Source organism: Flavobacterium sp. RSSB_23 (assembly GCF_051547145.1).
In the GTDB taxonomy this organism is placed as follows: domain Bacteria; phylum Bacteroidota; class Bacteroidia; order Flavobacteriales; family Flavobacteriaceae; genus Flavobacterium.
Genome location: NZ_JBPTTO010000025.1, coordinates 1 through 5,155 on the forward strand (window position 1 = coordinate 1; position 5,155 = coordinate 5,155).

The following is a 5,155-nucleotide window of genomic DNA, read 5'->3' on the forward strand; positions in this document are numbered from 1 at the left end:
AGAAAGTTCTCTCCCGTCCGCCAAGGCGGACGGGAAAAGGTGTACATAAGCTTACGGGTTATTAGTACTACTCGACTATGACATTACTGCCTTTACATCTATAGCCTATCAACGTGGTCATCTCCCACGACCCTTAAAAGAAATCTCATCTTGTGGTGGGTTTCGCGCTTATATGCTTTCAGCGCTTATCCCTTCCAAACGTAGCTACTCTGCGGTGCCCCTGGCGGGACAACAGATACACTAGAGGTTTGTCCAATTCGGTCCTCTCGTACTAGAATCAGATCCACTCAAATTTCTAACGCCCACAGTAGATAGAGACCGAACTGTCTCACGACGTTCTGAACCCAGCTCGCGTGCCACTTTAATGGGCGAACAGCCCAACCCTTGGGACCTTCTCCAGCCCCAGGATGTGACGAGCCGACATCGAGGTGCCAAACCCCCCCGTCGATATGAGCTCTTGGGGGAGATCAGCCTGTTATCCCCGGCGTACCTTTTATCCTTTGAGCGATGGCCCTTCCATGCGGAACCACCGGATCACTATGCTCTACTTTCGTACCTGATCGACCTGTATGTCTCTCAGTCAAGCTCCCTTATGCCATTGCACTCTACGCACGGTTACCAAGCGTACTGAGGGAACCTTTAGAAGCCTCCGTTACTCTTTTGGAGGCGACCACCCCAGTCAAACTACCCACCAAGCAATGTCCCCCGATACTCGGGGTTAGGCCTCAGATAAACAAAGGGTTGTATTTCAACAATGACTCCACAACGCCTAGCGACGCCACTTCACAGTCTCCAACCTATCCTACACATCATTTATCCAAGGTCAATACTAAGCTATAGTAAAGGTGCACAGGGTCTTTTCGTCCCACTGCGGGTAAACGGCATCTTCACCGTTACTACAATTTCACCGAGCTCATGGCTGAGACAGTGTCCAGATCGTTACACCATTCGTGCAGGTCGGAACTTACCCGACAAGGAATTTCGCTACCTTAGGACCGTTATAGTTACGGCCGCCGTTTACTGGGGCTTCAATTCAATGCTTCTCCGAAGATAACATCTCCTCTTAACCTTCCAGCACCGGGCAGGTGTCAGGCCCTATACTTCATCTTACGATTTTGCAGAGCCCTGTGTTTTTGATAAACAGTCGCCTGGACCTCTTCACTGCGGCCCCGATTACTCGGGGCGACCCTTCTCCCGAAGTTACGGGTCTATTTTGCCTAATTCCTTAGCCATGAATCTCTCGAGCACCTTAGGATTCTCTCCTCGACTACCTGTGTCGGTTTACGGTACGGGTACTAATTACCTGAAGTTTAGAGGTTTTTCTTGGAAGCCCTTAGGCGCACTATCTCTTTGTCCGAAGACTCCGAGTACTATCGTATTTCCCCAAGCCGCGTGGATTTGCCTGCGCAGCTTATAGGTAGGTACTTCAACGAACTATTCCGTCAGTTCGCGGCGCTTTCATCACTCCGTCACCCCATCACAGTAATCAGTAGTACGGGAATATTAACCCGTTGGCCATCGACTGTCCCTTTCGGGTTCGCCTTAGGTCCCGACTAACCCACAGCTGATTAGCATAGCTGTGGAAACCTTAGTCTTTCGGTGTGCGGGTTTCTCGCCCGCATTATCGTTACTTATGCCTACATTTTCTTTTCTAACCAGTCCAGCATGCCTTACGACACACCTTCAACCCTGTTAGAATGCTCCCCTACCACTTGTAATAAATTACAAATCCATAGCTTCGGTAATATGTTTATGCCCGATTATTATCCATGCTCGTCCGCTCGACTAGTGAGCTGTTACGCACTCTTTAAATGAATGGCTGCTTCCAAGCCAACATCCTAGCTGTCTGGGCAGACAAACCTCGTTCTTTCAACTTAACATATATTTGGGGACCTTAGCTGATGGTCTGGGTTCTTTCCCTCTCGGACTTGGACCTTAGCACCCAAGCCCTCACTGCACGGAAACATTATATAGCATTCGGAGTTTGTCAGGAATTGGTAGGCGGTGAAGCCCCCGCATCCAATCAGTAGCTCTACCTCTATATAACTTTACGCCGTGCGCTGCACCTAAATGCATTTCGGGGAGTACGAGCTATTTCCGAGTTTGATTGGCCTTTCACCCCTACCCACAGGTCATCCGAAGACTTTTCAACGTCAACCGGTTCGGACCTCCACACTGTGTTACCAGCGCTTCATCCTGCCCATGGGTAGATCACACGGTTTCGCGTCTAACACTACTGACTAAAGCGCCCTATTCAGACTCGCTTTCGCTACGGATCCGTGGCTTAACCACTTATCCTTGCCAGCAACGTTAACTCGTAGGCTCATTATGCAAAAGGCACGCCGTCACCCCACGAAAGGGCTCCGACCGCTTGTAAGCGTATGGTTTCAGGATCTATTTCACTCCGTTATTCACGGTTCTTTTCACCTTTCCCTCACGGTACTGGTTCACTATCGGTCTCTCAGGAGTATTTAGCCTTAGCGGATGGTCCCGCCAAATTCAGACAGGGTTTCACGTGCCCCGCCCTACTCAGGATACCACTATCCTTTACATTCATTACTTATACGGGACTATCACCCTCTTTGGTCCTACTTTCCAGTAGATTCTAATTCTTTATGCAAGAAATGTCGTGGTCCTACAACCCCAACATTGCCGTAACAACATTGGTTTGGGCTAATCCGCGTTCGCTCGCCACTACTTACGGAATCACTTTTGTTTTCTTCTCCTCCGCCTACTTAGATGTTTCAGTTCAGCGGGTTTGCCCACCTATCGGTGTACTATGTCTTCAACATAGTGGGTTGCCCCATTCGGATATCTACGGATCAAATCGTGTGTGCCAATCCCCGTAGCTTTTCGCAGCTTATCACGTCCTTCTTCGCCTCTGAGAGCCTAGGCATCCCCCATACGCCCTTATTTTGCTTATTGTACCAATCTTGTTCTTAAAACAAGACCGTTTTTTTTCGATTTACTAAATAAATAGCAAATCTGCTTTCTACTTTTTAAATGTTTTTATCTCAATATGTCAATGAACTTTTATACTGAACGTATTTCAGTATTTGTGGAGAATATCGGAGTCGAACCGATGACCTCCTGCGTGCAAGGCAGGCGCTCTAGCCAGCTGAGCTAATCCCCCTTTTTTTTTAAAATTCCAAATCTTTAAATTCCAAATTCCAAAAAAATAAGGATTTCAACCTCTAGAATTTCCTAATCAAGTTAAAATAGTAGTCCCGGGCAGACTCGAACTGCCGACCCCTACATTATCAGTGTAGTACTCTAACCAGCTGAGCTACGAGACTCTGTTTTTTACTTAATTCTTTATTCAATTTCTTTAAATTAACAGCAAGAGTAAGCCAATCGATGCCATAGACCTTTAGCATCTTCTTCTTTTTCCCTAGCGTGCGTTAAGCTAACACTAAGGCTCTAGAAAGGAGGTGTTCCAGCCGCACCTTCCGGTACGGCTACCTTGTTACGACTTAGCCCTAGTTACTAGTTTTACCCTAGGCAGCTCCTTGCGGTCACCGACTTCAGGCACCCCCAGCTTCCATGGCTTGACGGGCGGTGTGTACAAGGCCCGGGAACGTATTCACCGGATCATGGCTGATATCCGATTACTAGCGATTCCAGCTTCACGGAGTCGAGTTGCAGACTCCGATCCGAACTGTGACCGGCTTTATAGATTCGCTCCTCCTCACGAAGTGGCTGCTCTCTGTACCGGCCATTGTAGCACGTGTGTAGCCCAAGGCGTAAGGGCCGTGATGATTTGACGTCATCCCCACCTTCCTCACAGTTTGCACTGGCAGTCTCGTTAGAGTTCCCGACATGACTCGCTGGCAACTAACAACAGGGGTTGCGCTCGTTATAGGACTTAACCTGACACCTCACGGCACGAGCTGACGACAACCATGCAGCACCTTGTAAATTGTCTTGCGAAAAGTCTGTTTCCAAACCGGTCAATCTACATTTAAGCCTTGGTAAGGTTCCTCGCGTATCATCGAATTAAACCACATGCTCCACCGCTTGTGCGGGCCCCCGTCAATTCCTTTGAGTTTCATTCTTGCGAACGTACTCCCCAGGTGGGATACTTATCACTTTCGCTTAGCCACTGAACTTGCGCCCAACAGCTAGTATCCATCGTTTACGGCGTGGACTACCAGGGTATCTAATCCTGTTCGCTACCCACGCTTTCGTCCATCAGCGTCAATCCATTAGTAGTAACCTGCCTTCGCAATTGGTATTCCATGTAATCTCTAAGCATTTCACCGCTACACTACATATTCTAGTTACTTCCTAATAATTCAAGTCTAGCAGTATCAATGGCCGTTCCACCGTTGAGCGATGGGCTTTCACCACTGACTTACTAAACCGCCTACGGACCCTTTAAACCCAATGATTCCGGATAACGCTTGGATCCTCCGTATTACCGCGGCTGCTGGCACGGAGTTAGCCGATCCTTATTCTTACAGTACCGTCAAGCTGGTTCACGAACCAGTGTTTCTTCCTGTACAAAAGCAGTTTACAATCCATAGGACCGTCATCCTGCACGCGGCATGGCTGGATCAGGCTTGCGCCCATTGTCCAATATTCCTCACTGCTGCCTCCCGTAGGAGTCTGGTCCGTGTCTCAGTACCAGTGTGGGGGATCTCCCTCTCAGGACCCCTACCCATCGTTGCCTTGGTAAGCCGTTACCTTACCAACAAGCTAATGGGACGCATGCTCATCTTTTGCCGTTGTGACTTTAATGTGAAAATGATGCCATTCTCACATACTATGAGGTATTAATCCAAATTTCTCTGGGCTATCCCTCTGCAAAAGGTAGATTGCATACGCGTTACGCACCCGTGCGCCGGTCTCTAGGAAGCAAGCTTCCTATACCCCTCGACTTGCATGTGTTAAGCCTGCCGCTAGCGTTCATCCTGAGCCAGGATCAAACTCTTCATCGTATATTGTTTGTCTAATAAATTAGACTCATTTTATTATTCGAATCAGAAACTATCGGTTTTATTCTAATCTCTCGATTATCTTACTCTTATTTTATTTGTTCCGATTTGCATCGGAACGGCTGTCAATTCAATATGTCTAGGAACGTATTCTTCTTTATTTATTCCGCTTTTCGTTGTTTCTCAAAGCGGGTGCAAAAGTAGTAATTCTTTTTTAA

The 5,155-nt window shown here is 47.8% G+C and carries 2 tRNA genes and 2 rRNA genes; all 4 read right to left on the reverse strand.

The annotated features are described in order from the left end of the window. Positions 1–41: 41 nt before the first annotated feature. A 23S ribosomal RNA gene (locus tag ACSVH9_RS16070) occupies positions 42–2,925 on the reverse strand. A gap of 134 nt (positions 2,926–3,059) precedes the next feature. Next, positions 3,060–3,133 (reverse strand) — tRNA-Ala (locus ACSVH9_RS16075). Between the two features lie 89 nt (positions 3,134–3,222). Further along, positions 3,223–3,296 (reverse strand) — tRNA-Ile (locus ACSVH9_RS16080). Positions 3,297–3,424: 128 nt separating this feature from the next. Next, positions 3,425–4,940 (reverse strand): 16S ribosomal RNA (locus ACSVH9_RS16085). The 16S and 23S rRNA genes sit together here with 2 tRNA genes alongside, the layout of an rRNA operon. Positions 4,941–5,155: the final 215 nt, after the last annotated feature.